Raw genomic sequence first — 2,565 nt, forward strand, 5'->3', positions numbered from 1 at the left:
TGATATTTTGCTTGATTTGTATTGCGGTACGGGAACAATTGGTATATCGATAGCTAGTAACGTGAAAAAAGTTGTTGGAATAGAACAAATTGAACAAGCGATAGACAATGCAAAAGAGAATGCTTTAATTAACAATGTTTTTAATGCAAAGTTTTATATTTCTACAGTGGAAGATTGGATAAAAGAAAATAATAATAATTTTGATATTGTAGTTGTTGATCCTCCCCGTGTTGGACTTACAAAAGACGTTGTTAAATTTTTACTTAAATCGAATGCAAAAAAAATAGTTTATGTTTCCTGTAATCCGGCTACCTTAGCAAGAGATTTGCAAACTATTATCGAAAGCGCTAAATTTGCTGTTAAAGAAATTGTATCTGTTGATATGTTCCCTCAAACGTTTCACGCAGAAGTGATTGTGTTGTTAGAAGTTGCGTAATTATCAAAATAAGACGATTGGAGATACGTTATTATGAAAGCGTTAAGGTTTTTATTTGTGTCTTTGTTTATTTTTACAGGCGTGGCTTATTGCGAAATGTTAACTCTTAATGAATATTTAGACATGGTTATTAAAAATAACAGCGAACTTAGGTCTGCGCAGTTAAGCATTGATGCTGTAAGTGGCAAGCTCGCTGAAATAGAAAAATTTTATTCTTATTCTTTGAGCGCAGGCGTAAATTATCTTGATGATAGAAGCGGAAGACCGTATAATCCGTCTGTAAGAATGGACGACATGTCGAAGTTAAGCTATGATGCCGGTATTAGCAAGCAATTCGCAACCGGTACTCAAGTTTCTTTGGGTTTAAACGGCTCGTTAGGTCGATACAAATATGCGCCAGGTCCCGCCGCGAAGGATCACGATTTGAGCGATATTGCCCCTTTTGTTAAGTTACAACAGTCGTTGTGGAAAGACATAAATGGCGGGTCAACGAAGGCAGGTATAGCAAAATCTAAAGCGAGCGCAAAATCTGCATTGTATTTATTGGAGTATAAAAAACAAAATATTTTACTCAATGTAAAACTCGCATACTGGAATTTGTCATACGCAAAAACGGTTATAGCTTTTAGAAAAATGTCTTTAACAAGAGCGGAAAAGATATTGGATTGGACAACAAGAAGGTATAATATGGATTTGGCGGGAAAATCAGATTTGCTTCAATCTCAGATCGCTGTGAAATTAGGCAAGTTAAATTTGAAGCTGGCTTACGAGGATGAAAATAAAGCAAATAGAGTATTTAATCAACATTTAAACATTAAAGATGATAAAATTAAATACAATCTTGAAAATTTTAAGGATAAAGGAAATGATTTTAAAGGCAGTAAGATGCTTAGCAAGAAAGGTATAAGGGCTGATGTTCTTTCAAGCTTGGAGAATGTGCAAAGTTCTTTATATGATCAGATTGCTCATGATAAAAGTTCCGGAGCAGATTTGGTTTTAAGCGGACAGTTTGTCTTAAATGGTGTGGAACAGGCTCTAAGCGATGCTGTCCAACATATAACAAATGGCGATAAACCGTCTTATTCAATAGGTTTAAAATATACGCTTCCTTTAGATTTTAAACTTAGAAAAACTGTAAATCAAGGTTATGAAGCGGCAAAAAATTCAGCTCAAAAATCTGCCGAATACGCAGCGATTCAAGAAAATAACGATTGGTTTCAGCTTGTAGATAATTGGAACAATGCAAAATTAAGACTTGATCTTGTAATTGAGATAGAAAAGATGCAACAGCAAAGACAAGAAGAAGACAAAAATTTGTTGAGAAAAGGCAGAACCACGACAAATCTTGTTTTGCAAAGCGAACAAGCTTTAGACGATGCTACATTAAATGTTTTAAAAAATATTTTAGAACTAATTCAGATATATGAAAAAGCGAGCGCTTTTTACGGTTGTCAGTTATAATTAAGCAACTTTACGACAAGCGCGCGAAAGAGATATTTTTGCCAGTTTTTTGTTGTCATTAGACTTACTGCATAAATACGTACTCTCCGTACCCCGGCAGCGTCTTTGGCGTTGTCGCCTCTTTCAGGGAAAGGGGAATAAAAACACCGCAGTAAATTCCCCTGGCAATACCTTCATGTATTAATGGAGTATGACGAATAAACATATAAAGCTGTAGAATTATTGAGAAAAAATAAATATCTTTATTAAAAAAAGTTGATGTAAATTTTTGCTAAAATACTGAAAGAATTCACTATCTGTGTTGAAAAAAATAAGAGGCAAAAAGTCTCGATTTAGCATGATATGATATGAAAGGACATGTTGTTATAATATGAAAATTTGGATGATAAAATGAGAAAATGTATAGTCTCAACGTTTTTAGTTTTAGTTCTATTTGGTATTTGTGTTACAGGCTGTAAGACCTATAGTCCATCCTTTAAGCAAACTAAAGCATTAGCGAACCAAGGAGATGCAACGGCTCAGTATAATCTGGGAGTGATGTATGCTAATGGAGAAGGAGTTCAACAAAGTTATGATGAACTCCTTCTCCATTAGCAGTAAAATTTTATCAAAAAGCAGCGGACCAAGGAGATGCAAAGACTCAGTATAGTTTAGGAGTGATGTATGCC

The 2,565-nt window shown here is 34.5% G+C and carries 3 protein-coding genes; all 3 read left to right on the plus strand.

Annotation, left to right across the window (positions count from 1 at the left end):
* Nucleotides 1-436, plus strand: a 436-nt coding sequence (locus LE180_RS06615) for a class I SAM-dependent RNA methyltransferase (protein ID WP_374134662.1), incomplete at its 5' end; no start/stop codon positions are given.
* 33 nt (nt 437-469) lie between these two features.
* Nucleotides 470-1,897 (plus strand): TolC family protein, encoded by a 1,428-nt coding sequence (locus LE180_RS06620; RefSeq protein WP_374134663.1) that lies wholly within the window; start codon nt 470-472, stop codon nt 1,895-1,897.
* A gap of 390 nt (nt 1,898-2,287) precedes the next feature.
* On the plus strand, nt 2,288-2,491 hold the full coding sequence (locus LE180_RS06625) for a hypothetical protein (RefSeq protein WP_374134664.1): 204 nt from the start codon (nt 2,288-2,290) through the stop codon (nt 2,489-2,491).
* Nucleotides 2,492-2,565: the final 74 nt, after the last annotated feature.

Origin of the sequence: Candidatus Endomicrobiellum pyrsonymphae, assembly GCF_020328025.1 — a bacterium.
GTDB lineage: Bacteria > Elusimicrobiota > Endomicrobiia > Endomicrobiales > Endomicrobiaceae > Endomicrobiellum > Endomicrobiellum pyrsonymphae.